This is a genomic window from Novosphingobium sp. FW305-C-111 (assembly GCF_058783565.1).
The window spans coordinates 33,368-55,774 of sequence record NZ_JBYSYP010000013.1 but is presented as its reverse complement, the minus strand read 5'-3'; the positions used below and the strand labels follow the sequence as shown (position 1 = coordinate 55,774).

Genomic DNA, 22,407 nt, shown 5'->3' with positions numbered 1-22,407 from the left:
CCCGGCGGCTCCAGCGCCGGATTGGCTCCAGATCAGGCAGGTCCTCATGCCCGCAGTCATCTTCCCCGGTCCCGAGGGCCGTCTCGAAGGCCGTTTCCAGCCGGCCCCGCGCCCGCGCGCGCCCGTCGCGATGATCCTCCATCCGCACCCGCAGGCCGGGGGCACGATGAACGACCGCATCACCCAGGCGATGTACAAGACCTTCGTGAACCGCGGCTTCGCCACGCTGCGCTTCAACTTCCGCGGTGTCGGCCGGTCGCAGGGCAGCTTCGACAACGGCATCGGCGAACTGTCCGATGCGGCCGCCGCGCTCGACTGGGTGCAGTCGATCCACCCGGAGGCGCAGACGACCTGGATCGCCGGCTACAGCTTCGGCGCGCTGATCGGCATGCAACTGCTGATGCGCCGCCCGGAAATCCGCGGCTTCATCTCGGTCGCGCCGCCGGCCAACATGTACGACTTCAGCTTCCTCGCCCCGTGCCCGTCGTCGGGCATCATCGTCCAGGGCGCGGCAGACACCGTGGTTGCGCCGGGCGCCGTGCAGAAGCTGGTGGACAAGCTGCGCACCCAGAAGCACATCACCATCCACCACGACGAAATCCCGCGCGCCAACCATTTCTTCGAGAACGAAATGGACGACATGATGCGGTCGGTGGACAACTACCTCGACATGCGGCTGGCGCCGGATTCGCCGATTAAATGACGTGAGCCCCCGCGGAGGCGGGGGTCTCGTGCCGGTTACGGTCCGCTAGATCGATGGAGGTCCCCGCCTTCCGACCTTCGGTCGGAAGTTTATCCTGAGCTTGTCGAAGGGCGGGGACGCAGCCGAGGTTCAAAGCAGGCCCTCGATCGTCGCTTCCAGGTCCGCCGGCCTCGTCGTCGGCGCGTACCGCCCGACGACCTTGCCTTCGCGGTCGATCAGGAACTTGGTGAAGTTCCACTTGATCCCGCGCGAGCCCATCAGCCCGCGCGCCTCGCCCTTGAGCCAGTGGTAGAGCGGGGTTTCGTTCTCGCCATTGACCTCGATCTTGGCCATCAGCGGGAAGCTGACCCCGAAGTTGACCTTGCAGAAGCTCTCGATCTCATCGGCCGTGCCCGGCTCCTGCCCGCCGAACTGGTTGCACGGGAACGCAAGGATCTCGAACCCGCGATCCTTGTACTTCTTCCACAGCGCCTCGAGCCCGTCGTACTGCGGGGTGAAACCGCACTTGCTGGCGGTGTTGACGACCAGCACGACCTTGCCGAGCTTGTCGGCGAGGTCGATCTCGGTCCCGCTCGGCAGTTTCGCGGTAAAGTCGGCGAGCGTCTTCATGGCAGGTCCTCCCGCCCGGCCAGCTCCATGATCTGGCCGACGTTGATGGTCGAGGCCCCGGCGATGTCGATGACGAGGCGGGCGCGGGCTGCGGCGTCCATCGCCGCCACCTCGCGCACGAGCGCGCCGAGCGTGCCCTTCTTCACCTCGCGGAAATGGTAGTGCAGTTCCGAACCGCCGTCGTCGCGCTCGATCAGCGTGGCGGCAGCGTTCCAGTCGACAGTATTCATTCGGTCCCCCTGATCAGGCGCGAACGGTTCGCACGCATGGGGCCGATTGGCAAGCTGGCGCAGCCAGCTAGCGCGGGAAGTTGGCGCACTTGTAGAGCTCGACGATCTCTTCCGGCCCGAACTCGCGGTCGCCGGCCTTTTCGATGACCAGCCCGGACCGTTCGCTTTCGTTCATCCGCGCGACCATCGCGACCATTTCGGCAAAAGTGCCGTGGTGGAGGGACTTGAACTCGTGGAACACCCCGCCGGAGCCGGCGCGGCGGATCGAGGCGTGGTCGTTCCAGTCGATCCCGGCGCAGTCGGCGGGTTCGGCGCGGAAGGTGGTGGGGGCCATGAGCGGTTTCTCCTTTTGCTGGAGAAACGCCACACGGAGCCGGCGGTTTCCCGTCGCCGGGTTACAAATCGGTCATTGAAGGTGGCCCTCGTGGAGCCGCACGACCCGGTCCATCCGCAGTGCCAGCCGCTCGTTGTGCGTCGCGACCAGTGCCGAGCTGCCCTCGCCCCGGACCAGGCGGAGGAATTCGTCGAGCACCTTGTCGGCGGTCGCCTCGTCGAGGTTGCCGGTGGGCTCGTCGGCCAGCACCAGCTCGGGCCGGTTGGCGAGCGCGCGCGCCACCGCGACGCGTTGCTGCTCGCCGCCGGAGAGCTGGCTGGGCCTATGCTCGAGCCGCTTGGCGAGTCCCAGCGCGGAGAGCAGTTCGACCGCGCGCTCCCGCGCCGCGGCCTCGTCCTTCCCGGCGACCAGCTGGGGCAGCAGCACGTTTTCGATCGCGTTGAAATCGGGCAGCAGGTGGTGGAACTGGTAGACGAAGCCGAGGTGGTCGCGGCGCAGCGTGGTGCGCGCATCCCCCGACAGCGAGGACGCATCGGTCCCGGCGATCTCGATCTTGCCCTCGAACCCGCCTTCGAGCAGCCCGATGGCCTGGAGCATGGTCGACTTGCCCGAACCCGAGGGGCCGAGCAGGGCGACGATCTCGCCCGGACGGATGTCGAGATCGACGCCGCGCAGGACCTCGATGGTCTCTCCGCCCTGGCTGAAGCTGCGGGTGAGCCCGGTGAGCCGGACGACGGGATTACTCATAGCGCAGCACCTGCACGGGATCGGTGCTCGCCGCCTTGAGCGCGGGGTAGAGCGTGGCAAGGAACGACAGCACCAGCGCCATCACGCTGATCGTCACGATCTCCACCGGGTCGGGCCGGCTCGGCAGTTCGGTGAGGAAGCGGATCGAGGGATCCCACAGGTTCTGCCCGGTCAGGATCTCGATCGCGTGGACGATCGGCTGGCGGAAGAACAGGAACACGAAACCGAGCGCGAGGCCGACCATCGTCCCCAGCGTGCCGATGACGAAGCCGATGGTCACGAAGATCTTGAGCAGCGACTTCCGCGTGGCGCCCATTGTGCGCAGGATCGCGATGTCGCGGGTCTTGGCGCGGACCAGCATGATCAGCGACGAGAGGATGTTGAACACCGCGACCAGCACGATGATCGAGAGGACCACGAACATCGCCACGCGTTCCACCGCCAGCGCCTCGAACAGCGAGGCGTTGATGGTCTTCCAGTCCTGCACCACGGCGCGGCCTTCCAGCTCCCTGGTGAGCGGGGCAAGCGTCTCGCCGACGGTGTCGGGATCGGTCGTGGTAAGCTCGATCATGCCGATGGTATCGCCGGTCAGCAGCAGGGTCTGCGCATCGGGGATGGGCATGACGACATAGGCCTGGTCGTAGTCGTAGACCCCGATCTCGAAGATCGCGGTGACCTTGTAGCCGATCTCGCGGGGCACGGTGCCGAACGGGGTCGAGCGGCCCTGCGGGTTGATGATGGTGATCGTGTCGCCCAGCCGCACGCCGAGGTTTTCGGCGAGCCGCGAGCCCAGCGCGACATTGCCGCTACCGGGCTGGAGCGTCGCCAGCGAGCCGGAGACGCGCTTGTCCTCCAGCCGCTTGATGTCGCCCTGGGTGTTGCCGCGCACCAGCACCGCCTCGACCCGGCCGTTGAAGGTGGACAGCAGCGGCTGCTCGATCAACGGCGAGGCGTGGGTCACGCCGGGCGTCGCCTCGACCTTCTTGAGGATCGACTGCCAGTCGTCGAGCCGCCCGCCATAGGCCTGGATCACAGCGTGGCCATTGAGGCCGACGATCTTGTCGAGCAGCTCGGCGCGGAAGCCGTTCATCACGCTCATCACGATGACCAGCGCGGCGACTCCAAGCATCACCGCGGCAAGGCTGATCCCGGCGACGAGCGCGATGAACGCCTCGCCCTTGCCAGGCAGCATGTAGCGCTTGGCAATGGTCCATTCGAAGCGGGAGAGGATCAAGCGGTCGCTCTTTGTGGGGCGGTCATGGTCGATGCGTGTAGGCGCAGGCGCGCGCCGGAGCAATGGGAGGACTTGGCGTCAGGAACTCGGTTGCGACCCCGGGCCCGGTTTGCGCTGACAACCCGGCCGCTCACATCCGGTTCCCGCGTCACTTCGGGGCGATGACGAAGTCCACGCCGATAAAGGCGGTTTCCCCGGCCAGCGCGCCGCCACTGTCCTTGCCGAAAGACGCCATCTTTGTGATGAAACCGACGAAGTCCTGGCTGGAGAACGGCGGGGTGGCGCTGCTGACCTTCTCGATCCGCACGACCTTGTAGCCGAGAGCGGCGGCGTAGACATCGGCCTCGGCGCGGGCGTTGGCGGTAGCGCGTTCGATCGCGGTCTTGCGCGCCGCCTCGCGGTCCTTGAGGCCGAAGCCGCGCCCGCCGAACGGACTGCCCGACATGCGCAGGTAGGTCTGGTCCTGATCGACGAGGCCCGAGGCGTCGAGCTTGGGAATGTCCGCGACGGGGATCGTCAGGTCAAAGGTCGCGACCGCCTGCCAGGTCGGCTTCATCAACTTCGCGATGCGCTCGTCGCGGGCCTTGCGTTCGGCCTTGGAGAGCTTCTTTTTCTTTTGCGGCTTGCTGTCGTCATACGTCGCGGCATCCATTGCCGCTGCCGCTGCTACCGCCGCCGCGCCCTCCGGACTATCGGAATAGTCCGAGAGGGTTGCATAGACGTCGCACTCGCTCGCGGAATGACAGACAGCCGGGGTTTCGCTGGTGGTTACCGGGCCCAGCGAGGCCGTCGCAGGGTCGAAACCGGCAGTGCGGATTCGCTCCTGCGTGACCTTCCACGCCTCGCCCATTTCGGCCTCGGCGGCGGCCTTGCTCTCGCCTTCGGCACTGATCATCTGCGTGAGCGTGTAGATATCGGGCGCGACTTCGCCCTTTCCGTCGATGTGGAGCATGATCTCGCCGGGCGCGGCGAAGGCAGGCGCGGACATGCCGAACGCGGCGGCGGCGAGGAAGTGCTTCAGGGCCATGTTGCGCATCCTCACTTCGGGGCCAGCACGAAATCGACCGCGACCGGCGCGAAATCGGCGGAGAGGAACGCGGGATCCTTCTTCGGCCCGTCGAAGCGGGTCATCATCGTCAGGATGTCGGGCAGGTTGAACGGCGCGGGGCGGTTCGACAGGCCGGTGATCCGCACCACCCGGTACCCGATCGACGCGGCATAGGCATCGGCTTCGGCCCGCGCCTTCTTGAGGCCATCGGCCAGCGCGGCGCGGTGCGATTTGGCCCGGTCGTCGAACAGGAACCTGGTTTCGCTGTTGTTCAAGGTCGCCTTCGCGCTGATGGACTCGGTCACCGCCGCGTACCTGGCGATCGGCGCCAGTTCGACATGGCCAGCCGAGCGCGCGACCCAGACCTTGGCGGATTCACCGCCGTAGGCATCGGACGCGACCGCGACAGGGTATGGCATAATCACCGGCGGGGGCGGGACGCCTTCCGCAAGCGCGACATCAGGCGCGTCCGCAGCGTTTTCCGCAGGCATCTCCGCCGGACCCTCGCCCGCCTTTTCAAACAGGCTGTCGGGCAGCTTGCTGCGCTCGATCGAAATCTCCGGCATCCCGGAAACCGTGCAGTATTCCGAATAGCAGTTGACCCGTGCCTCTTCGAACGTCGCCGCGGCGAAGCCAACCGCATTCCCGGCAACACCCTCCTTGGCGAGGTCCGCGATCAGTGCGGCCTGTGCGTCGGCGTGTTGCTTCAGCGCCTCCTCGCGCGTGGCGGCGACCTTGGCGATCTTGACGCCCAGTTCGACCCGATCCGGCAACGCCATCCCGAGCGCGTCGATGTGCAGTTCGACCAGCTGCCCCGGCGCAGCCGGCGCGGCGAACGCGGCCCCGGCCAGAGGCATCGCCAGCAAGAGCCCGGCAAGGCGAAATGCGCGCATGTCATTAAGATCCCGTCCCGTTGAGCCCCGAGTGTGGAGCGCAGCCGCGCCCGCCGTCAAGCGCAGGCTCGACCGAAGCGGCGCTGTCCTACACGCCCGGCTGATGGCATGACGCCGCGATGCCTGCCACCCGTGCCGCGTTGCTGATCGACCAGATCGATAAGACCGCCGCAACTGATCGAATCCGGTTTTTGCCCAGGACCGTGTCAACTTTGTCAACTTCGCCGAGAAACAATGGTTTGCGAGGCCCCCTGCCGCCGGACTTGCGTTTGCGGGCAAGACTCGCCATTTGGGCCGCGACGATGACCGGCGCACGGCGCGCCGCCTGCGAGTCCCGGCAACCCATGACCATGATCGAACCCGCCCGCGACGAAACTCCGTGGGATGTCGACGGCGACAAGCTCGGCGAGGAATGCGGCATCTTCGGCGTGATCGGCGCACGCGACGCCGCCGCGACCGTCGCGCTCGGCCTCCATGCCCTGCAGCACCGCGGCCAGGAAGCGGTCGGCATCTGCAGCTTCGACGGACAGGAATTCTACGCCACGCGCGGGACCGGCCACGTCGCGGCCAATTTCTCCAGCGGCGCGGCGCTCGCCGAACTGCCCGGCGAGATGGCCTCGGGCCATGTCCGCTACTCGACCACCGGCGGCTCCGGCCTGCGCAACGTCCAGCCGCTGTTCGCCGACCTCGCCAGCGGCGGCTTCTCGATCGCGCACAACGGCAACATCTCGAACGCGATGTTTTTGAAGCGCGACCTCGTCCGCAAGGGCGCGATCTTCCAGTCGACGTCGGACACCGAGGTGATCATCCACCTCGTCGCCACCAGCCGCTATCCCACCCTGCTCGACAGGTTCGTCGACGCGCTGCGGCTGGTCGAGGGCGCCTATGCGCTGATCTGCATGACCCCGCTCGGCATGATCGCCTGCCGCGACCCGCTCGGCATCCGCCCGCTGGTGATGGGCCGGGTCGGTGACGCGGTGGTGCTGGCGAGCGAGACCGTCGCGCTCGACGTGGTCGGTGCGGAATTCGTCCGCCAGATCGAGCCGGGCGAGCTGGTCGAGGTCGATTTCGACGGCACCGTGCGCAGCCACCGCCCGTTCGGCAACACCCCGGCCCGGCCGTGCATCTTCGAGCACGTCTATTTCAGCCGGCCGGATTCCATCGTGGATGGCCGCTCGGTCTACCAGGTCCGCAAGGAAATCGGCGCGCAGCTCGCCATCGAAAGCCCGGTCGAGGCCGATCTCATCGTGCCGGTGCCCGACAGCGGCGTGCCCGCGGCGATCGGCTATGCCCAGCAGTCGGGCATTCCGTTCGAGCTCGGGATCATCCGCTCGCACTATGTCGGGCGCACCTTCATCCAGCCGAGCGACGGTGCCCGCAACGCCGACGTCAAGCGCAAGCACAACGCCAACCGCGCGCTGGTCGAGGGCAAGCGGATCGTGCTGATCGACGATTCGATCGTGCGCGGCACCACCAGCCTCAAGATCGTCCAGATGATGCGCGACGCCGGGGCCAAGGAAATCCACTTCCGCGTCGCCAGCCCGCCGACCGAGCATTCGTGCTTCTATGGCGTCGACACGCCCGAACGCTCGAAGCTGCTCGCCGCGCGGATGGACGTCGCCGCCATGGCCGAGTTCATCCAGGCCGACAGCCTCGCCTTCGTCTCCATCGACGGCCTCTACCGTGCGGTCGGGGAGAGCGAGCGCAAGAAGGCCTGCCCGAAGTACTGCGACGCCTGCTTCACCGGCGACTATCCGACCCGCCTGACCGACCTCGCCGAGCGCGAGGACCCCGACCAGTACACGCTGCCGGTCGAAAAGGTCGCGTGATGGCGGAAGGCGAAGCCACCGGGCCGCTCGCCGGCCAGCTTGCGCTCGTCACCGGGGCGAGCCGCGGGATCGGGGCGGCAACGGCGAAGGCGCTCGCCGCCGCGGGCGCGCACGTCGTTCTCGTCGCCCGCACCGCTCGCGATCTCGAAACGGTCGAGCAGGAAATCTTCGAGGCCGGCGGAAACGCCACCATCGCCCCGGTCGACCTTGCCGAACCGGACGGCATCGCCCGTCTCGCGGCCGCGCTGTCGGGCCGGTGGCAGGCGCTCGACGTGCTGGTGATCAACGCGGCGACGCTGGGACATCTTTCCTCCGTCGCGCAGATCGAGAGCCGCGAGTTCAACACCATCATGACGCTCAACGTCATGGCGACGCAGGCGCTCATCGCCAACTTTGACGGGATGCTCCGCCGCAGCAAGGATGCCCGCGTGATCGGCGTGACCAGCAGCGTCGGCTCGGCCCCGCGCGCCTATTGGGGCGCCTATGGCGCATCGAAGGCGGCGATGGAGAACCTGCTCGATTGCTATGGGCAGGAAAGCCGGAATGTCTCGAACATCCGCGTCGCCATCCTCGATCCCGGCGCGACCCGCACCAAGATGCGAGCCCGCGCCTATCCGGGCGAGGATCCCGCGACAGTGAAGGCCCCGGAGGTCGTGGCAGAGCGCGTGGTTACGCTGCTTGGTGAACAGTTCGCCAGCCCGCACCGGACACGCGTTAACCATCCCTGAGAAGTTCTGCGTAACTGCAAACTGTCATAGTCCGCCAAGCCTTCCGGGCAACCGGGGAGAAGGCATGGAAGGGCAAGGCATATGAACGCGTTCACCACCAGCTCGCGCAACCGCTACGAGATCGCCGCGCAGGAAGACCGCAGCGCGCCGCGCTTCCGCATTTCGATCCCCGCATCCCTGCGTCCGTCGGGTTCGAAATCGTTCACGACGACGGTGCAGGACCTGTCGCTCAGCGGCTTTTCGGCAGTCGCGGTGAACAAGATGTTCCCCGGCTCGCTGTGCTGGCTGACCCTGCCGGGCCTCGAGTCGCTCCAGGCCGAAGTGGTGTGGTGGCAGAACGGCCTCGTCGGCTGCGCCTTCCAGAACCTGCTGAGCCCGATCGTCCACGACAACATCCTGACCCGCTATCGCGGCGACGGGGTGTTCCGTTCGGTGCTGGGCTGAACCGCAACTCGTTCCTTTCCTGTCGTCATTGCGAGGAGGCGAAGCCGACGCGGCAATCCAGGAGCATCCGAGTCGCTCTGGATTGCTTCGGCCTGAGGCCTCGCAATGACGAGCGGTTTGGTGACGGGGCAAGTCAGCCCTTCACCAGCGTCACCTGCGACACGTCGATCCCGCCGCCGCGGAAGCCGCCCTCGCAGTACATCAGGTAGAACCGCCAGAGCCGCACGAACCGCTGGTCGAACCCGGCGGGGAGCCGCCCGTCCTCGACCGCCGCATCGAACCGTTCGCGCCACAGCCGGAGCGTCTCGGCATAGTCGAGCCCGAAGTCGAGCTGATCCTGCCACGACAGGCCTCGTTCCGCGGCAAGCCGCTGGAACTCGCTGGTGCGGATCAGCAGGCCGCCGGGGAAGACATAGGTCTGGATGAAGTCGGCGCTGGCCGCGTAGTCCTCGAACAGGTCGTCGCGGATCGAGATGTACTGCACCGCGGCGCGCCCGCCGGGCTTCAGCGAACGGGCCACGCAGTCGAACCACGACGGCCAGTATTCGCGCCCGACCGCCTCGACCATCTCGACGCTGGCGACCGCGTCGAAGCTGCCGGTGACATCGCGGTAGTCCTCGTGGCGATATTCGATCTGCCCGGCGAGGCCCGCCAGCAGGTGCTCGCGCGCCCATGCCAGTTGCTCGTCCGAAAGGCTGATGCCGAGAACGCTCGCGCCTTTCGTCTCCGCCAGCCGCCGGGCGAGATAGCCCCAGCCGCAGCCGATCTCGAGAACCCTGTCGCCGGGCGACAGCGCCAGCCGGTCCGCCAGCGCATCGACCTTGCGCCGCTGCGCCTCGGCCAGCGGGGCACTTGCCGGCAGGCCATCCCACAGCGCACTCGAATAGCTCATCGTCTCGTCGAGCCACTGGCGATAGAAATCGTTGCCGAGGTCGTAGTGCGCGCCGATGTTCTGCTTGGCCTGCTTGCGGCTGTTGCGGCGCGCCAGATGGACCAGCTTGCCGGCGAGCCGCCACGGCCCCTTGGCGCGGCCCGTCGATCCCAGCGTCGCGGCGTTGCGCATGAACAGGTCGAAGATCGGCACGGGATCGGGCGAGTCCCACTCGCCCAGTTCCCACGCCTGGTACCAGCCGACCGAGCCGCCGGTCGCCAGCCGCACCAGCGCGCGCCAGTCGCGGATCGCGATTTCGGCCGCGGGGCCGGGACCGCGACCGCCGACGAGTCGGGTCGAACCGTCGGGCAGGGTGGCGAGGATCGAACCGGCCTCCAGCCCCGCGTCGATACGGTCGATGACCTTGCGGAAGCCTCCCGCGATGAGCCGTGCGAGCCAGCCTGCGCCTGCCTGCGCAGCGCGGCCCCCGCCGACAAGCTCTTTCCCCCTGAGCGAACCGTGCGCATTCATGGGGGCGATATGGCGCGTCGTTCGTCCGCCTGCAATCGCCTCTGTCACGCCTTCATCGCGGCATGTGCGGCAAGGGCCCGCTCACGCGCCTCGCGGTGACCGACGATCATTGCGGGATAACCCTTGGGCCGGCGCGCGGGGTCATGGATTTCGCTGTCGGGAAGGTGTGCCAGTTCCGGCACCCACTCACGGATATAACCCGCCGCATCGAACTTTTCGGACTGGGTGAGCGGGGCCATGATCCGCACGAACATGTTGGAATCGACACCGGTCCCCGCCGTCCACTGCCAGTTGACCGCATTCGAGGCATAGTCGGCATCGACCAGAGTATCCCAGAACCACTCCTCGCCGCGCCGCCAGTCGATCAGCAGGTGCTTCACCAGAAACGAGGCCGCGATCATCCGGACGCGGTTGTGCATCCATCCCGTCGTCCAGAGCTGGCGCATCCCGGCGTCGACGATCGGGTAGCCGGTGCGGCCCTGCTGCCACGCGGCGAGGTCCCGGTCGGCCTCCGCGCCGTCGCGCCAGCGCAGCGCGTCATAGGCCTCGCGGGCGTTGTTAGCGCCATAGTCCGGATACTGGAGGATCACATTCTGGGCATAGTCGCGCCAGCCGAGCTCGCCGAGAAAGGTGCCGACCGATCCGCCCTTGCCCATTGCGGCGTGCCAGCAGGCGGCCGGCGAGATTTCGCCGAAGTGGAAATGCGGGGAAAGGCGCGAAGTGCCTTCCATCGAAGGGAGGTTGCGCTGCTGCTCATATCGGGCAGCGATGCGGGCGAAGTCGGCGAGGCGATCGTGCGCGCCGCCCTCCCCCGGGATCCATTCGGCGCGGAAGCCGGCGGCCCAGTCGGGCTTGGCCGGTAGGAGCTGCCAGTCGTCCAGCGCAACGCTGCGCGGCCACTTGACCGGCGCGGCGAGTTTCGTCGGCGCAGCCAGCGGCTCGGGCGGCGGCATATGGGTGGAGAGCGCGCGCCAGAACGGGGTGTAGATCTTGAACAGGCCGCCGCTCCCGGTGCGGATCGTGCCGGGCGGGGCAAGGTAGTTGCCGTCATGGCAATGGAGCGTGAGCCGCTTCGCCACTGCCTTTTCCGCATTGCGCCACCACGGTTCGTAGTGGGCGAGGCAGTGGACTTCCTTTGCCCCGGCCTCTTGCGCCACTGCCGCCAGTTCCTCGTCGCTCTTCCCCCGCCGCAGGACCAGCCGCGAGCCGAGTTTCCTGAGATCCGCGTCGAGGCTGGCAAGACTGTGATGCAGCCACCAGCGCGAGGCCCCGCCCATCCGCCGATGCCTGGGCGTATCGTCGTCAAGGACATAGACCGGGATCACCGGCCCGGCCTCGGCAGCAGCAAGGAACGCGCGCTGGTCGGCCAGGCGCAGGTCGCGGCGCAGCCATACGATGACGGGGGAAGTCATGGGGCGGAGATCACCACTGGCTTTTTGCGGGCCCGCAGGGCTCTTCCGGGACCGTCACCGAGAACCTGTCCCGGATGCGGGGATCGTAGAACCGAGCATCACGAAATACGATCCCGGTGCCTTCGCGTTCCACGAAGGGTGCTCTTGACCAGAACAGGAATGCGGCCAGCTCGGGTCGGGACTGCTTGAGCCGGTCGACGTCAGGCCAGGCACACAGATTTGTCGTCAGTCGGCGGGCATTGCTGAGACTCGGGACATCTTCTGCAGCGATCACGACCCATTCGTGATTGGCGCCGACCAGAATGTCCCGCTTCCACGGGAAGATCGGCCGGGGCAGCGCGATCGCGGTTTCGTATCGGGGGAAGCCCTTGTTCACGGGCCCTTTCGAATTGATTTGCAAAGTCATCAGCACGCCAGCAGACGTGAGCATATTGAGGACGCAATAGCCGGTTAAGCCGACAATCGCGCCGACCGCGGGCCAGCGCCAGGATCGGCCCCGTCGTTCACGCCAGATCGAGAGGCCGACGCCGGCCCCCAGTATCGCAAGGATCCAGACGTCCACGATGAACAGCGTGTCGCCATAGAACCAGCGGCGCGAGAACGGTTCGAGCAGGCGGATGCCGTAGTTGTTGAACCAGTCGAACAGCGGATGGGTCAGCGCGCCGATATAGCAGAGCGCCACCAGCCAGCCGAAACGCACCGGCTCACGTCCCGGCGGCCGCTTGCCCCGCGCTGCCTGCCAAGCGTCGAATCGCACCAGCAGCCACGCCAGCAACGGCGGGAGGAGCAGCAGCGCGATCGGCCCGTGGCTGAGGCCACGCCGCATCGCCAGAGCCTCGATCCCCCACAGCGCGCAGGGCGCGTCGATGTCGGGCAGGTTCGCGGCGAGGATCAGCGCCGGCATCGCCAGCCCCGACTTGCGCTTGAGCCCCGCCTGCCCGAGCGCGGCGCCGATCAGCGAATGGGTGAGGTTGTCCATGCCGTCCTATCGCCTCTTCGCGTCACGCAGGGAAAAGCAGCGCCCGCCGTCCTCGTCGATGGTCGCGGGCAGGTCGCTGGTCATGCCGTAGTGCACGATGGCGTCCGGCGAGAGGCAGAACCGGCCTTTTCGCACTGGCACCTGCCACTGGATGTACCAGTAATCCTCGTCGGTCTGCTCGACCGCGGCGACATAGTGACCGCCGTCGACATAGCGGATGGCGTGGCCGCCGATGAATTTGAACTTGCCCCGCTCGTAGATCGCATCGGCATCGGGCGTCGCGCCCAGCCGGCGGATTAGCTTTCCAGGCGCGATGATGATGCTCGCTCCCAGGCAGATGTCGGTTTCCCAGTCGGTGTCGGGCGGGCACCACCATTCGCCGTTGGGATAGCCGCGCCGGGTGCGGATTTCGGCAAGAACGACCGGACCCGACTCTTCGCTGTGCTTCGCCAGCGTGAAGGGCGGCGCGGCAGCCGGTTTCCCAAGCTCCGCAACCTGCTCGGCGGTGATCGCCATGACCGGCGTGGCAATCGAGGCGAGGCCGCCCAGTCGCTCGATCTTCGCACAGGGGCCGAAGTCGCTCTCGATGATCCCATCGCCCATGGGGTGAAAACCGATCCGGTCGAGCTCGCGCCCGTCGACACAGGCAAGGCCGGTTTCCGGGTTCCAACGCCCGCGCGCGGCGACGCGAAACTCACCGCCCCCCAGCGGCTCGACCACCACCAGCATCGGCTCATTGCGGACCGGAAGGTGCACGACGATGGCCGCGCCGAAGTGCTCGCCGAGGTCCGGCCCGGCCAGCGTCCGCGAGCCGAGGAATGCGCCCCACGAAAGCCGGTCGCAGATCGCATCGTCGCCGCAGGCCGACTCGTACGATGGCGTCGTGCTGACCGAACCGGCCGCGACCAGCGAATAGGCCGGCCTGTCGTCGGCCGATGCCGCGACCGGAAAGAGCGCGGCCATGGTCATCAGCACGGAGCGAAGCAAGCCCATGCCGCTTGCTCGCACCCTGCCCGCCGCTGCGCAAGCCGGATCACCTCCGCTCCGGTTGCCGGAACCGGGGCGGCGTGCGAGCATTGCCCCCGCAATGACTTCGCCCGCGCCGCAAGCTCGCAGCTATCGCATCGACCCGCGCCATGCGTGGATGGCCGCCGCCGTGTGCTGGGCGGGGTTCGCGGTGGTCGTGTGGCTGGTCGAAAGCGGTCGCAGCACCGGGATCGACGAGCTCGGGCTGCTGTTCTGGCGCGCCGGGCCGGACCTTTCGCCCGACGGCCCGAAATGGCTGCTCGAAGCGGTGCGCGACCTCACGGCGCTCGGCGGCGTGCTGCTGCGCTCGCTGGTGACGCTGGGCGTGCTCGCCGCGCTGCTGTTCCTGCGGCTGCGGCGCGAGGCGGTGCTGCTCGCCGCGACCATCGCCAGCGGGTGGATCGTCAACACCCTGGTCAAGGTCTCGGTCGGCCGCGCCCGGCCCGAGATCGTGCCGCACCTGACCGAGGCGGGCGGGATGAGCTTCCCCAGCGGGCACAGCTTCAATTCGGCGGTGGTCTATATCGCCATCGCCCTCGCTTTCGCGGCGATGAGCCCACGCCATGCGGTGCGCTGGACGCTGGTGTCGTGCGCAATCGTCCTGACGCTGGGAATCGCGGTGAGCCGGGTGTGGCTCGGCGTGCACTTCCCCACCGACGTTGCCGCCGGTTGGCTGGGCGGCGCCGGCTGGGCCTTCGCGGCGTCGGCGCTACTGCACAGGCCGGCGAGGGCGATGGCGGAGCAGGCCTCAGAACAGTTGGACGCGGTGACGCCGCATCCTGAAAACTAGCCACCAACCGCAAACGCGTCCCCGCGAAGCCGGAGACCTCCATCAATCGGGCTTCCCGTTTGCGGCACAAGGTCCCCGCCTGTGCGGGGACCAGCAAGGTCTCAGATCGGATCGGCAGCCGTGCCGCTGACCGTCCAGGTCTGGCCGGTCGCCAGCAGCTTGGCGAGGTCCGCCTTCTTGCCTTCCGCCAGCTTGCGGTTCTGGGTGAGGACCGAGTCCTCGAACGACGGCGCGGGGTCGTCGTAGATCACGCCGAGCGCCATCGGGAACGGGCCGAACGGCATTTCCACCAGCATGTGTGCGACGGCCTTGTTCGTGACATTGTGGACGATCACGCCCGCCGCCTGCCAGTCACCATCGACCACATCGACGACCTTGAGCGTCAGGCGCTCGGTATCGAGGGCGATGCCCTTGATCCCGCCGGTCTTCTCGCTGCCGAACAGCATCGGTTCGCCGTCCTTGAGCCAGAGCTGGCGGTCTTCCGCGCCCTTGGGGGCGGCGAAGTCCTCGAAGCGGTCCTTGTTGTAGACGATGCAGTTCTGGAAGATCTCGACGAACGCCGCGCCCTTGTGGGCGTGGGCGGCCTTGAGCACGTCGGGCAGGTGCTTCGAGACATCGAAGCCGCGCGCGATGAACCGCCCGCCCGCGCCGAGCGCGAACGCACAGGGCTGCGCCGGCCGGTCGACCGAGCCGCCGGGGGTCGATGGCGAGGCCGTGCCGACCCGGCTGGTCGGCGAGTACTGGCCCTTGGTCAGGCCGTAGATCTCGTTGTTGAACAGCAGGATCTGGGTGTTCAGGTTGCGGCGGATGACGTGCATCGTGTGGTTGCCGCCGATGCTCATGCCGTCGCCGTCACCGGTCACCAGCCAGACGTCGAGCTCCGGGTTGGCGAGCTTGATGCCGGTGGCGAACGCCGGGGCGCGGCCGTGGATCGTGTGGAAGCCGTAAGAGGCCATGTAGTACGGGAACCGGCTCGAGCAGCCGATGCCCGATACGAACACGGTCTGCGCCGGATCGCTGCCGAGATCGACCATCGTGCGTTGCACGGCCTTGAGGATCGCGTAGTCGCCGCAGCCCGGGCACCAGCGAACTTCCTGGTCGCTTTCCCAGTCCTTGATGGTCAGCTTGGCGATGGGGGTCATGTCGTTCATCGGAAAGTCCTCACGCCAGCGCGTTGGCGATCGCCGCTTCAAGCTCGGCGATGGTGAAGGGCTGGCCGCTGGTCTTGTTGAGCGGCTTGGCGTCGACCAGGAACTGGTCGCGCAGCACGGTCTTGAGCTGGCCGGTGTTCATTTCGGGCACCAGGATGCGCTCGTAGCCGCGCAGCAGGTCGCCGAGGTTGTTCGGCATCGGCCAGATGTGGCGAATGTGGACGTGGCTGACCTCGAGCCCCTTGCGGCGGGCGCGGCGCACGGCCTGGTGGATCGGGCCGTAAGTCGAACCCCAGCCGACGACGACCAGCTTGCCGCTGGTCTCGCCCAGTTCCACGCCCTGATCGGGGATCGAGGCGGCGACGCCATCGACCTTGGACTTGCGGGCATCGGTCTGGAGCTGGTGAACCGCCGGCGAATAGTCGAGATCGCCGGTGTCGACCGCCTTCTCGATCCCGCCGATGCGGTGCATCAGGCCCGGTGTGCCGGGCTTGATCCACGGCCGCACCCCGCGCTCGTCGCGCTTGTAGGGGAGCACGCGGCCCTCACCGTTTTCCGTCTCGAGGAACGAGACCGGGAACGGCTTGAGCGTCGAGGGATCGGGCACCTTCCACGGCTCGGCGGCGTTGGCGATGTAGCCGTCGGTCAGCAGCATGACCGGGGTCATGAACTGAACCGCGATGCGGCAGGCCTCGATCGCCGCCTCGAAGCAGTCGGAAGCGGAGCGCGCGGCGATGACCGGCATCGGGGTATCGCCGTTGCGGCCATAGACCGCCTGGTAGAGGTCCGACTGCTCGGTCTTGGTCGGCAGGCCGGTGGAGGGCCCGCCGCGCTGCGAGTTGACGATGACCAGCGGCAGCTCGGTCATCACGGCAAGGCCCATCGCCTCGCCCTTGAGCGCGATGCCGGGGCCGGACGAGCTGGTGACGCCGAGTTGGCCCGCATAGCTCGCACCTATCGCCGAGCAGATCGCGGCAATCTCGTCTTCCGCCTGGAAGGTGGTGACGCCGAACTCCTTGAGCCGGGCGAGGTGGTGCAGGATCGCCGAAGCAGGGGTGATCGGGTAACCGCCGAAGAACATCGGCAGGCCGGCCAGCTGCGCGCCCGCGACGAGGCCATAGCTGATCGATTCCGCGCCGGTCACCGTACGGTAAAGGCCCGGCTCGCTCTTAACAGGCTCGATATGATACTGCTTGAGCGGTCCGGCGATCTCCGCCGTCTCGCCATAGGCGTGACCGGCGTTGAGCGCCGCGACGTTGGCGTCGGCCAGCACCTTGTTCTTGGCGAACTTCTGGTTGAGCCAGTCGATCAGCGGCTGCCGGTCACGGTCGAACATCCACAGCGCCAGGCCGAGCGTCCACATGTTCTTGCAGCGCAGCGCGTCCTTGTTGCCGAGCCCGAAGGGCTTCACCGCCTCGACGGTCAGCGCGGAAATGTCGAACGCCAGCACCTGCCACGCGGCGAGGCTGCCGTCGTCGATCGGGCTGACCTCGTACTTCGCCTTCTCGAGGTTGCGCTTGGTGAACTCGCCGGTATCGACGATGATCAGGCCGCCCTTCTTGAGCGCGCCGACATTGGTCTTGAGCGCCGCCGGGTTCATCGCCACCAGCACGTCGGGCGCATCGCCCGCGGTCTCGATGTCGGTCGAGCCGAAGTTGATCTGGAACGCGGAGACGCCGAACAGCGTGCCCTGCGGCGCGCGGATCTCGGCTGGAAAATCGGGGAACGTGGCGAGGTCGTTGCCGGCCAGCGCGGTCGACAAGGTGAACTGGCCGCCGGTGAGCTGCATGCCATCGCCGGAGTCGCCGGCGAAACGGACGACAACCGCTTCCGGAGCCGGGGCGTCCTTGCCGCCCGTCAGCGCTTCCGGTCCATCAACGAGAGTAGCCATGAAATTCCTCTGCTGCGCGCCGGTCTGCACCCGGTAGCCGACGTCGCCTATCGTTCTTTGCCTGGGCCGGGGCAAAGTAGAAAAACTCTTTCCCGGCAAACAGGGTCCTGCAGCTAGATTCGCATACGCACGGGTAGTCAAGGCGCAATTGGCAACCTACGTCACGGCGGCAAAGCATATCCACACCGAGAGAGCGATTCTCATGAGCGAACCGTTTGTCCGTCCCGATGTCAGGGCTTTTCTGGACTTCCTCAACAACAACGGTGCTCCCCCCATCAGCCAGCTGACACCTGAAGAAGGCCGCGGCGGATACCGCGCCTTGAAGGCCATCGGCGATGTCGAGGCGCGCCCGCTGGCCACCGTGAAGGATTTCACCTGCCCCGGCCCGACGGGCGATATTCCGCTGCGGCTCTACGACCCACGCGAGAGCCGCGGCCCTGGCCCGGCGCTGGTGTTCTACCACGGCGGCGGGTTCGTGATCGGCGATCTCGACACCCACGACAGCCTGTGCCGCGAACTCGCGGCCGAGCTCGACCTGCCGCTGGTGGCGGTCGATTATCGCCTTGCGCCGGAAAACCCCTTCCCCGCCGCGCCCGACGATGCCGAGGCCGCGACGCGGTGGATTGCCGGCAGCCCGGCAGAGCTGGGCCGCGAGGTAACCAGCCTCATCCCGATCGGCGACAGCGCCGGCGGAAACCTTGCGATCGTGGTCACCCAGGCTCTGGCCGACGAGCCGGCCGCGGTGCCGGTCATCCTCCAGGTCGCGATGTACCCCGCCACCGACGAACGCGAGGGGCACGAAAGCTATGCCGCGTTCTCGGACGGGTTCATCCTGACGCGGGACACGATGGAATACTTCATGTCGAGCTACAGGGGCGAGGTCGGCAATCCGCGCGCGTTCCCGATCGCCGGCGACCACGCCAAGGCGCCGCCGACGGTTCTCGTCACCGCTTCGCTCGACCCTCTGCGCGACAGCGGACGTGCCTATGCCGCCCAGCTGATCCGCGCCGGGACAGACGTGACCTTTATCGAGATGAAAGGCACCGTCCACGGCTTCACGACCCTGCGCAAGGCCCTGCCGAGCGCCAACGACGACCTCGCGCGGATCGTCAAGGCGATCCGCTACATGCTCGAGCGAAACGCATGAGCGACCCGCACGCCGCCCTGCCGTACCGCCCCTGCGTCGGCGTCATGCTGGTGAACGCCGAAGGCCGGGTGTTCGTCGGGAAGCGCATCGACAGCAAGGAGGGCGACGCCTGGCAGATGCCGCAGGGCGGGATCGATGACGGTGAGGCGCTTCACCCTGCGGCCATGCGCGAACTGATGGAGGAGACCGGCGTCTCGCCCGATCTCGTTTCGGTCATCGCACAGACGCAGGACGAGCTGCTCTACGATCTTCCCGATCACCTGATCGGCAAGCTGTGGAAGGGGCGCTATCGCGGCCAGCGCCAGCATTGGCTGCTGCTACGTTTCAACGGGGCAGACGAGGACATCCGCCTCGACGCGCACGATCCGGCCGAGTTCTGCGACTGGCGGTGGGTCGAGCCGGAGGAGCTGCCAGAGCTGATCGTGCCGTTCAAGCGGCGGGTTTACCGGCAGGTGCTCGAGGCGTTTCGCGGGTTGATCTGAATGCAACGGTGTCCCCGCGAAGGCGGGGGCGCTGCCTTGGATCAGTTCGCTTCGACCGTCGGTTCCGGCGTGACCGCTTCGGCCGACAGTACCTTGGGCTGCGGGCCCTTGGCGATCGCGGCGGTCAGTTGCTGGGTTTCGGTGCATCGCTTGCCGCACAGACCTTCGAGCCGGGCGAGGTTGCGGCGGGCCTTTTCGACCGCGCCCTTTTCGACCAGTGCCCCGCCCTCGCCCGAGATCGCGGCGAGGTTGTTCGGGTCGCGCGACAGCGCCACGCGGTAGTAATGGATCGCCTTGCCCTGCAGCCCGTCCTTGCGCGCCGCCTCGGCCAGCGCGAGGTAGGTGCCGACATAGCCCGGATCGACCGCCAGCGCGGCCTCGAACTGGTCGGTCGCTTCCGACACCTGGCCTTGTGCGAGCAGTGCCCGTCCGCTCGTCAGCAGGGCCTGCGCGCGCGGATCGACCGCGTCTGCGACCTTGGCCGACCCCATGCTCGCGGTCACGCCGGCGAGCAGCGAGAGGGCCAGGGCAGCGGGGTAATAGCGCATCACGAACTCCTTGAGCCGGGACCCGCGACCGGGCCCGGGGCGCAGACTATGCGATCCCTCGTCCATGGCAATGGGCTCTATCACAGCCGCCTCAGTCGCGTGAAGAAAAACCCGTCTGTTCCGTCGTGGAGCGGGGTCAGCCGCCAGCCCTGCCCCCGCGCGCGGCCTAATGGCGGGGAAAGCGCCTCGGCGGTCCAGCCGGGATGGCGGACGAGGAACGCCTCAACCCGGTCCGCGCCCTCTACGTCGAGCAGAGAGCAGGTGATGAAGCCGATCCGCCCACCGGGCCGGACGAGTCCTGCCGCAATGTCGAGCACGCCGTCCTGCATCGCGGCGTACCGGCCGAGCGCCTCGGGCGACAGCCGCCAGCGCGCCTCCGGGTTGCGCCGCCAGGTCCCCGTTCCGGAGCACGGCGCGTCGACCAGGACGCCGTCCGCCTTGCCCACCCAGTCGGCCAGCATCGCGGTTTCCTTGCCGGGATCGAGCAGCCGGGTTTCGACCGCCGCCCCGGCGCGCGCCGCGCGATCCGGCAGGCGCGAAAGCCGCGCCCGGTCGATGTCGCAGGCGAGCAACTCGCCGCGATTGTCCATCGCCGCCGCCAGCGCGAGCGTCTTCCCCCCGCCCCCGGCGCAGAGATCGACGATCCGCTCGCCGGGCCGGGCATCGAGCGCCATGCAAGCGATCTGACTGCCGGCGTCCTGCACCTCGAACAGGCCCGCGGCGAACTGAGGCCAGCTTTCCGCCGGGGTGCCGTGGGCCAATCGCAGGCCATCGGGCGCGGCGGTGAATTCAGCCTGCTCCGGGAGGCTGGCGGCGAGTTCCCCGCGCGAGGTCTTGAGCCGGTTGGCGCGCAGGTCGAGCGGGGCGCGGGTGAGCAGCGCGGCCTGCTCGGCGTGATCCAGCGCCGACGCAGCGAGGCGTTCCGCGAGCCAGCGCGGCGCGGCGCCGGCTTCGGCGACCGGTTCGCCTGGCGAGATCGGCGCAGGGCCATACCCTTCGCCCGAGAACAGCGCGTCGAGGGTCGCATCGCCTTCCGCCAGCCGCAGCATCGCGGCGCGGCCCGACACCGGCACCTCACCGCAGGCGCGGATGGCGGCCCATGCCAGGTCGCGGATCGCACGGCGGTCCTTGGACCCGGCAAAGCGGTGGGCGCGGAACCACTCGGCCGCAATCCGGTCCGCCGAAGTCCCGCCCCGGCGCGCGGAGGCGATGACCTCGTCGAGGATCTCGATGGCCGACTGGACCCGGGCGGCGGGGGTCATGCCCCGCTCCTCAACCTACCTTGTAGTTGGGCGCCTCGCGGGTGATCGTCACGTCGTGGACGTGGCTCTCACGCAGGCCGGCGCCGGTGATGCGGACGAACTGGGCGTTTGTCCGCAGCTCGTCGATCGTGCGGCAGCCGGTATAGCCCATCGCCGCCTTGATCCCGCCGACGAGCTGGTGGATCACGTCCTTGGCCGGGCCCTTGTAGGGCACCTGGCCTTCGATCCCTTCGGGCACGAGCTTCATCGTGTCCTTGATGTCCTGCTGGAAATAGCGGTCGGCACTGCCACGCGCCATTGCGCCCACCGAGCCCATTCCGCGGTACGACTTGTAGGCGCGGCCCTGGTAGAGGAACGTCTCGCCCGGCGCTTCCTCGGTACCGGCGAGCATCGAGCCGACCATGATCGTCGAGGCCCCGGCGGCAATCGCCTTGGCCGCGTCGCCCGAGGTGCGCAGGCCGCCGTCGGCGATTACCGGGACGCCCGACTTCGAGGCTTCGCCTGCGCAGTCCATGATCGCGGTGAGCTGGGGCACGCCGACGCCGGCGACGATGCGGGTGGTGCAGATCGAGCCCGGCCCGATGCCGACCTTGACCGCGTCGGCCCCGGCCTCGATCAGTGCGCGAGTCGCCTCCGCCGTGGCGACGTTGCCGGCGACGATCTGGACCGCGTTCGACAGCTTCTTGACCCGCTCGACAGCGCGGGCAACGTCCTTGTTGTGGCCGTGAGCGGTGTCGATGACGATGACATCGCACTCCGCCTCGATCAGCGCTTCGGTGAAGGCGAAGCCCTTGTCGCCGACCGTGGTCGCGGCGGCGACGCGCAGGCGGCCGGCGGCATCCTTGGTGGCGTTGGGGAAGGTCACCGCTTTTTCGATGTCCTTGACCGTGATCAGGCCGATGCAGTGGAAGGCGTCATCCACGACCAGCAGCTTCTCGATCCGCCGCTGGTGGAGCAGGCGGCGCGCTTCGTCGCCGCTGGAGCCGAGCCGGACGGTCGCAAGGTTCTCATGCGTCATCAGCTCGCGCACCGGCTGGGCCGGGTTGTCGGCAAACCGGACGTCGCGGTTGGTGAGGATGCCGACCAGCTTGCCCGATGCCTCAACCACCGGGATGCCGCTGATCCGGTTGGCCTTCATGATCGCCTGCGCCTCGCCCAGCGTGGCGTCGGGGGCGATCGTGATCGGGTTGACGACCATCCCGCTCTCGAAGCGCTTGACCGCGCGGACCGCGGCGCATTGCTCTTCGATCGTCATGTTGCGATGGAGCACGCCGATCCCGCCCATCTGGGCCATGACGATCGCCATGTCGGCTTCGGTCACGGTGTCCATTGCCGAGGAAATCACCGGCATGTTCAACGAGATGCCCCGAGTCAGTCGGGTGCGGGTATCGGCCTGGGTGGGCAGCATGTCGGACTCGGCCGGACGCAGCAGCACGTCGTCGAAGGTCAGGCCGAGGGGGATGTCCATGTGTGCGCCACTTCCGTTGCATACCGGGCAGGCCCGGGGAGATTCGTGGC

The 22,407-nt window shown here is 67.8% G+C and carries 23 protein-coding genes; 7 read left to right on the top strand and 16 right to left on the bottom strand.

What is annotated here, in order from left to right:
- The first annotated feature begins 46 nt into the window (after window positions 1–46).
- On the top strand, window positions 47–703 hold the full coding sequence (locus tag AC3WLD_RS14735) for an alpha/beta hydrolase (RefSeq protein WP_492557730.1): 657 nt from the start codon (window positions 47–49) through the stop codon (window positions 701–703).
- Between the two features lie 129 nt (window positions 704–832).
- Here the strand turns inward: AC3WLD_RS14735 and AC3WLD_RS14730 are convergent, their stop codons facing one another.
- The 7 genes from AC3WLD_RS14730 to AC3WLD_RS14700 form a co-directional block, all read right to left on the bottom strand.
- Window positions 833–1,312 carry a glutathione peroxidase gene (locus AC3WLD_RS14730; protein WP_492557729.1) on the bottom strand — a complete coding sequence of 160 codons (480 nt, stop codon included), beginning with the start codon at window positions 1,310–1,312 and terminating at the stop codon, window positions 833–835.
- On the bottom strand, window positions 1,309–1,542 hold the full coding sequence (locus tag AC3WLD_RS14725) for a hypothetical protein (RefSeq protein WP_492557728.1): 234 nt from the start codon (window positions 1,540–1,542) through the stop codon (window positions 1,309–1,311). The genes AC3WLD_RS14730 and AC3WLD_RS14725 overlap by 4 nt, the downstream gene beginning before the upstream one ends.
- Before the next feature lie 67 nt (window positions 1,543–1,609).
- On the bottom strand, window positions 1,610–1,876 hold the full coding sequence (locus AC3WLD_RS14720) for a hypothetical protein (protein ID WP_492557727.1): 267 nt from the start codon (window positions 1,874–1,876) through the stop codon (window positions 1,610–1,612).
- 72 nt (window positions 1,877–1,948) lie between these two features.
- Window positions 1,949–2,623 carry an ABC transporter ATP-binding protein gene (locus tag AC3WLD_RS14715; protein ID WP_492557726.1) on the bottom strand — a complete coding sequence of 225 codons (675 nt, stop codon included), beginning with the start codon at window positions 2,621–2,623 and terminating at the stop codon, window positions 1,949–1,951.
- A complete protein-coding gene (locus AC3WLD_RS14710; RefSeq protein ID WP_492557725.1) occupies window positions 2,616–3,857 on the bottom strand; it encodes a lipoprotein-releasing ABC transporter permease subunit in 1,242 nt (413 codons plus the stop codon). Before AC3WLD_RS14710 ends, AC3WLD_RS14715 begins: the two co-directional genes overlap by 8 nt.
- Before the next feature lie 148 nt (window positions 3,858–4,005).
- Window positions 4,006–4,884 carry an SIMPL domain-containing protein gene (locus AC3WLD_RS14705; protein WP_492557724.1) on the bottom strand — a complete coding sequence of 293 codons (879 nt, stop codon included), beginning with the start codon at window positions 4,882–4,884 and terminating at the stop codon, window positions 4,006–4,008.
- Window positions 4,885–4,895: 11 nt separating this feature from the next.
- Window positions 4,896–5,798 (bottom strand): hypothetical protein, encoded by a 903-nt coding sequence (locus tag AC3WLD_RS14700; RefSeq protein WP_492557723.1) that lies wholly within the window; start codon window positions 5,796–5,798, stop codon window positions 4,896–4,898.
- Between the two features lie 344 nt (window positions 5,799–6,142).
- Here AC3WLD_RS14700 and purF point away from each other — a divergent pair, with 344 nt between their 5' ends.
- The 3 genes from purF to AC3WLD_RS14685 all read left to right on the top strand — a co-directional run bounded on the left by purF (window position 6,143) and on the right by AC3WLD_RS14685 (window position 8,799).
- Window positions 6,143–7,627 (top strand): amidophosphoribosyltransferase, encoded by a 1,485-nt coding sequence (gene purF / locus AC3WLD_RS14695; protein WP_492557722.1) that lies wholly within the window; start codon window positions 6,143–6,145, stop codon window positions 7,625–7,627.
- Complete coding sequence (locus AC3WLD_RS14690) at window positions 7,627–8,355, top strand: SDR family NAD(P)-dependent oxidoreductase (RefSeq protein ID WP_492557721.1); 729 nt, start codon at window positions 7,627–7,629, stop codon at window positions 8,353–8,355. Before purF ends, AC3WLD_RS14690 begins: the two co-directional genes overlap by 1 nt.
- Before the next feature lie 81 nt (window positions 8,356–8,436).
- Window positions 8,437–8,799: a PilZ domain-containing protein gene (locus AC3WLD_RS14685; protein ID WP_492557720.1), complete on the top strand. Its 363-nt coding sequence runs from the start codon at window positions 8,437–8,439 to the stop codon at window positions 8,797–8,799.
- A gap of 133 nt (window positions 8,800–8,932) precedes the next feature.
- Here AC3WLD_RS14685 and AC3WLD_RS14680 read toward each other — a convergent pair whose 3' ends face one another.
- From AC3WLD_RS14680 to AC3WLD_RS14665, 4 genes are read right to left on the bottom strand one after another with little or no spacing between them, the layout of a single operon-like run.
- The gene (locus AC3WLD_RS14680; RefSeq protein ID WP_492557719.1) at window positions 8,933–10,201 is read right to left on the bottom strand and encodes a class I SAM-dependent methyltransferase; all 1,269 of its coding nucleotides are present in this window, start codon (window positions 10,199–10,201) and stop codon (window positions 8,933–8,935) included.
- A gap of 44 nt (window positions 10,202–10,245) precedes the next feature.
- On the bottom strand, window positions 10,246–11,613 hold the full coding sequence (locus tag AC3WLD_RS14675; RefSeq protein WP_492557718.1) for a cryptochrome/photolyase family protein: 1,368 nt from the start codon (window positions 11,611–11,613) through the stop codon (window positions 10,246–10,248).
- Between the two features lie 10 nt (window positions 11,614–11,623).
- Complete coding sequence (locus tag AC3WLD_RS14670) at window positions 11,624–12,592, bottom strand: metal-dependent hydrolase (RefSeq protein ID WP_492557717.1); 969 nt, start codon at window positions 12,590–12,592, stop codon at window positions 11,624–11,626.
- 6 nt (window positions 12,593–12,598) lie between these two features.
- A complete protein-coding gene (locus AC3WLD_RS14665) occupies window positions 12,599–13,585 on the bottom strand; it encodes a hypothetical protein (RefSeq protein ID WP_492557716.1) in 987 nt (328 codons plus the stop codon).
- A 94-nt stretch (window positions 13,586–13,679) separates the two neighbouring features.
- Between AC3WLD_RS14665 and AC3WLD_RS14660 the strand changes: the two genes are divergently transcribed.
- Window positions 13,680–14,408 (top strand): phosphatase PAP2 family protein, encoded by a 729-nt coding sequence (locus AC3WLD_RS14660; protein WP_492557715.1) that lies wholly within the window; start codon window positions 13,680–13,682, stop codon window positions 14,406–14,408.
- 101 nt (window positions 14,409–14,509) lie between these two features.
- On the opposite strand, the gene AC3WLD_RS14655 is transcribed toward AC3WLD_RS14660, so the two are convergent.
- A complete protein-coding gene (locus AC3WLD_RS14655) occupies window positions 14,510–15,559 on the bottom strand; it encodes a 2-oxoacid:ferredoxin oxidoreductase subunit beta (protein ID WP_492557714.1) in 1,050 nt (349 codons plus the stop codon).
- Between the two features lie 10 nt (window positions 15,560–15,569).
- Complete coding sequence (locus AC3WLD_RS14650; protein WP_492557713.1) at window positions 15,570–17,450, bottom strand: 2-oxoacid:acceptor oxidoreductase subunit alpha; 1,881 nt, start codon at window positions 17,448–17,450, stop codon at window positions 15,570–15,572.
- A gap of 202 nt (window positions 17,451–17,652) precedes the next feature.
- Between AC3WLD_RS14650 and AC3WLD_RS14645 the strand changes: the two genes are divergently transcribed.
- Window positions 17,653–18,597, top strand: coding sequence for an alpha/beta hydrolase (locus AC3WLD_RS14645; RefSeq protein WP_492557712.1), 945 nt, complete (start codon window positions 17,653–17,655; stop codon window positions 18,595–18,597).
- Window positions 18,594–19,079, top strand: coding sequence for an RNA pyrophosphohydrolase (locus AC3WLD_RS14640; RefSeq protein ID WP_492557711.1), 486 nt, complete (start codon window positions 18,594–18,596; stop codon window positions 19,077–19,079). The genes AC3WLD_RS14645 and AC3WLD_RS14640 overlap by 4 nt, the downstream gene beginning before the upstream one ends.
- Window positions 19,080–19,120: 41 nt before the next feature.
- Here the strand turns inward: AC3WLD_RS14640 and AC3WLD_RS14635 are convergent, their stop codons facing one another.
- From AC3WLD_RS14635 to guaB, 3 genes are all read right to left on the bottom strand, one after another.
- Entirely contained in the window at window positions 19,121–19,627 is a 507-nt protein-coding gene (locus AC3WLD_RS14635) for a tetratricopeptide repeat protein (RefSeq protein ID WP_492557710.1), read from the bottom strand.
- An 80-nt stretch (window positions 19,628–19,707) separates the two neighbouring features.
- Window positions 19,708–20,889 carry an RsmB/NOP family class I SAM-dependent RNA methyltransferase gene (locus AC3WLD_RS14630; protein WP_492557709.1) on the bottom strand — a complete coding sequence of 394 codons (1,182 nt, stop codon included), beginning with the start codon at window positions 20,887–20,889 and terminating at the stop codon, window positions 19,708–19,710.
- 10 nt (window positions 20,890–20,899) lie between these two features.
- On the bottom strand, window positions 20,900–22,357 hold the full coding sequence (gene guaB / locus AC3WLD_RS14625) for an IMP dehydrogenase (RefSeq protein WP_492557708.1): 1,458 nt from the start codon (window positions 22,355–22,357) through the stop codon (window positions 20,900–20,902).
- Between the last annotated feature and the right edge of the window lie 50 nt (window positions 22,358–22,407).

Excerpts from the sequence above, each read along its gene's own strand:
- guaB (WP_492557708.1), bottom strand. The coding sequence starts at position 22,357 with ATGGACATCCCCCTCGGCCTGACCTTCGACGACGTGCTGCTGCGTCCG.
- AC3WLD_RS14660 (WP_492557715.1), top strand. The coding sequence starts at position 13,680 with ATGACTTCGCCCGCGCCGCAAGCTCGCAGCTATCGCATCGACCCGCGC.
- AC3WLD_RS14680 (WP_492557719.1), bottom strand. The coding sequence starts at position 10,201 with ATGAATGCGCACGGTTCGCTCAGGGGGAAAGAGCTTGTCGGCGGGGGC.
- AC3WLD_RS14725 (WP_492557728.1), bottom strand. The coding sequence starts at position 1,542 with ATGAATACTGTCGACTGGAACGCTGCCGCCACGCTGATCGAGCGCGAC.
- AC3WLD_RS14705 (WP_492557724.1), bottom strand. The coding sequence starts at position 4,884 with ATGGCCCTGAAGCACTTCCTCGCCGCCGCCGCGTTCGGCATGTCCGCG.
- AC3WLD_RS14720 (WP_492557727.1), bottom strand. The coding sequence starts at position 1,876 with ATGGCCCCCACCACCTTCCGCGCCGAACCCGCCGACTGCGCCGGGATC.
- AC3WLD_RS14670 (WP_492557717.1), bottom strand. The coding sequence starts at position 12,592 with ATGGACAACCTCACCCATTCGCTGATCGGCGCCGCGCTCGGGCAGGCG.
- AC3WLD_RS14735 (WP_492557730.1), top strand. The coding sequence starts at position 47 with ATGCCCGCAGTCATCTTCCCCGGTCCCGAGGGCCGTCTCGAAGGCCGT.
- AC3WLD_RS14730 (WP_492557729.1), bottom strand. The coding sequence starts at position 1,312 with ATGAAGACGCTCGCCGACTTTACCGCGAAACTGCCGAGCGGGACCGAG.
- AC3WLD_RS14640 (WP_492557711.1), top strand. The coding sequence starts at position 18,594 with ATGAGCGACCCGCACGCCGCCCTGCCGTACCGCCCCTGCGTCGGCGTC.
- AC3WLD_RS14715 (WP_492557726.1), bottom strand. The coding sequence starts at position 2,623 with ATGAGTAATCCCGTCGTCCGGCTCACCGGGCTCACCCGCAGCTTCAGC.
- purF (WP_492557722.1), top strand. The coding sequence starts at position 6,143 with ATGACCATGATCGAACCCGCCCGCGACGAAACTCCGTGGGATGTCGAC.
- AC3WLD_RS14655 (WP_492557714.1), bottom strand. The coding sequence starts at position 15,559 with ATGAACGACATGACCCCCATCGCCAAGCTGACCATCAAGGACTGGGAA.
- AC3WLD_RS14700 (WP_492557723.1), bottom strand. The coding sequence starts at position 5,798 with ATGCGCGCATTTCGCCTTGCCGGGCTCTTGCTGGCGATGCCTCTGGCC.
- AC3WLD_RS14675 (WP_492557718.1), bottom strand. The coding sequence starts at position 11,613 with ATGACTTCCCCCGTCATCGTATGGCTGCGCCGCGACCTGCGCCTGGCC.
- AC3WLD_RS14630 (WP_492557709.1), bottom strand. The coding sequence starts at position 20,889 with ATGACCCCCGCCGCCCGGGTCCAGTCGGCCATCGAGATCCTCGACGAG.
- AC3WLD_RS14685 (WP_492557720.1), top strand. The coding sequence starts at position 8,437 with ATGAACGCGTTCACCACCAGCTCGCGCAACCGCTACGAGATCGCCGCG.
- AC3WLD_RS14665 (WP_492557716.1), bottom strand. The coding sequence starts at position 13,585 with ATGGGCTTGCTTCGCTCCGTGCTGATGACCATGGCCGCGCTCTTTCCG.
- AC3WLD_RS14645 (WP_492557712.1), top strand. The coding sequence starts at position 17,653 with ATGAGCGAACCGTTTGTCCGTCCCGATGTCAGGGCTTTTCTGGACTTC.
- AC3WLD_RS14650 (WP_492557713.1), bottom strand. The coding sequence starts at position 17,450 with ATGGCTACTCTCGTTGATGGACCGGAAGCGCTGACGGGCGGCAAGGAC.
- AC3WLD_RS14690 (WP_492557721.1), top strand. The coding sequence starts at position 7,627 with ATGGCGGAAGGCGAAGCCACCGGGCCGCTCGCCGGCCAGCTTGCGCTC.
- AC3WLD_RS14635 (WP_492557710.1), bottom strand. The coding sequence starts at position 19,627 with ATGCGCTATTACCCCGCTGCCCTGGCCCTCTCGCTGCTCGCCGGCGTG.